This window comes from Streptococcus mitis, from assembly GCF_001579035.1.
In the GTDB taxonomy this organism is placed as follows: Bacteria; Bacillota; Bacilli; order Lactobacillales; family Streptococcaceae; genus Streptococcus; species Streptococcus mitis_J.
This window is the reverse complement of sequence record NZ_KQ970287.1, coordinates 154121-156053: the sequence shown is the minus strand read 5'-3', so window position 1 is coordinate 156053 and position 1933 is coordinate 154121. Positions and strand designations below refer to the sequence as shown.

Sequence of the window (1933 nt, the reverse complement as noted above, 5' to 3'; positions counted from 1 at the left end):
TTCTTTAATCAAAGTAGGAGAATAAACGTCATTAGAATACTCTTCATTTTTTTCCTTTGAACTATTAAATAATCCGTTAATAACTTTTTTATAAAAACTCATATTTTTCTCCTTTTAAAACATAAAATATCACTGTGAATACATCACAATAATTGAGTAGTTTTAATTGTTTTTTACACTGAATCATTTACGCCTGAGTTGTAAAATAAAATGAGACAACATAACATCGTTATTTTCTATTAAAATTGTTTCATCAACCTTATTTAACAAAGAGCCTTTTGAAATCTATATTTTTAAGAACGTTTTCATCTCGCTTCTTCTCTTTAAAGTGCTATTTCACGCTACTTCACAATATGGCATGCCCAGCCATCATATTCTCCGTCAAATTCTTCTGCTAGATCCATAAGATACCAGACAGTTTCATCGATATTTTCAAAAGCATCTTCCCTGCCAATGACAAGTTCATATGGATGCTTCTTATCTATAGCTTCATTGTTGCTCAGATTTTCTGATGAAAGTTTTGTAAAACCGTCTTCCATTACTTTGGTTAAAAAGGCTTCCCCATTTTCTTCTGTTGTAAAGCACAGGCAATGTTCGAGGACTCTCGGCACCATACTATCACCATTACTTTTAATATCCTCAATGAGCCACCTATTCATAATACTTTGGTATTCATATCTGTCAGGATACAGTGCATCAAAATACATGTCCCAATCCTCATCTTCAAATGCTGCAAATGTATAAGCATAATCAGGGAATTTTTCAGCCATCATCTCAGAAATTTCATCGTAGTACCCCAACTCATTCTTAGCATAAGCAACAATATGTGACCGCTCATCACATTCCACAACGCCTGCTAAAATATCTCCATGTTTTTCAATAATCTCTACTACAGCGTCTTCTATATCATATAAATATTCCTCTTCTTCTCTTGAGTAAAACCCGTTGTCATCAGCATTCTTATATAATATTTGTAATTCTAGTCTTTTAGGGTAGTTTGCAGCGAACTCAAAATTTATAAGAGCTAAATTGGTTCGAACCACAGCCGGCAAGTCGTAAGCAAATGCATTGCATAGATAGATACACCAGTCTTCGTCAATTTCGGCCATTTCTTGATCTATTACTTTCTCAGTAGCCACATTTACTCTTAAAGCTCTTTTTTCAATTTCTTCTTTACACTCTTTTACTACTTCCAATGCATTCTCTTCCTCAGGAGCTATCTCCGCCCAACGCAAGGCATAAGGAATCGCTTTTTCTTCCTCATGAGTTAAATATTGATAGGCATATGCCATACGCATATTCCATTCAGCTTTATCTTGCCCCTCATCTCTAACTGAATTCAAAATATCTATCGATTTTAATAAAAATTTATCGCCAATAAAACTAGGTGTTCCTTGATCATCATTGCCGATAATCGCAAAGTTTTGATAGGTACGAGCAAGCTGATACCATACTTTGTAATCCCGTTCTTCCATAGGGATGTTTTCCAACGCTGTGATACATTCTGTATATTTATCTTCATCTATAAGCTTTTCTATATACGCAAAAAATTCTTCGCGATTTTCTGAATTCCATTTCATGTTAAGTTACCTCCACTTTTTATCGTTTATCCAACATAAAAAATACAACACCGCAAATTACAAGCAACAATCCACACAGTCCTATAAAGACTCTATATCCTTTCTCACCCCACACTTCAAAAATAAATGCGTGCCTTGCCTTATCTCCGACTGTTGCTTCATACACCCATTTCCAATCTCTTATAGCACCGATTAAAAATAGTAATCCACCTGCTATCAATACATACTGGTAATATACTTTTAACCATTCAAATACTCCATCCATATCGTTTATCTACTTCCTCCATCAAGCATTTCTCTCATTATTTCCCTTTTTCACATGCTAAAGATTCTTCACTTAAGCGCCATTCTCT

2 protein-coding genes are annotated in these 1933 nt (G+C 34.5%); both read right to left on the bottom strand.

What is annotated here, in order from left to right; genetic code table 11:
* Nucleotides 1–341 precede the first annotated feature (341 nt).
* Complete coding sequence (locus SMIDD26_RS05215) at nucleotides 342–1580, bottom strand: DUF695 domain-containing protein (RefSeq protein ID WP_061439331.1); 1239 nt, start codon at nucleotides 1578–1580, stop codon at nucleotides 342–344.
* Nucleotides 1581–1599: 19 nt separating this feature from the next.
* The gene (locus SMIDD26_RS05210; protein ID WP_061439329.1) at nucleotides 1600–1845 is read right to left on the bottom strand and encodes an immunity 17 family protein; all 246 of its coding nucleotides are present in this window, start codon (nucleotides 1843–1845) and stop codon (nucleotides 1600–1602) included.
* Nucleotides 1846–1933 lie beyond the last annotated feature (88 nt).

What these genes read in the sequence shown, in the direction of transcription:
- SMIDD26_RS05215 (WP_061439331.1), bottom strand. Translation starts at nt 1,580, where the DNA reads ATGAAATGGAATTCAGAAAATCGCGAAGAATTTTTTGCGTATATAGAA.
- SMIDD26_RS05210 (WP_061439329.1), bottom strand. Translation starts at nt 1,845, where the DNA reads ATGGATGGAGTATTTGAATGGTTAAAAGTATATTACCAGTATGTATTG.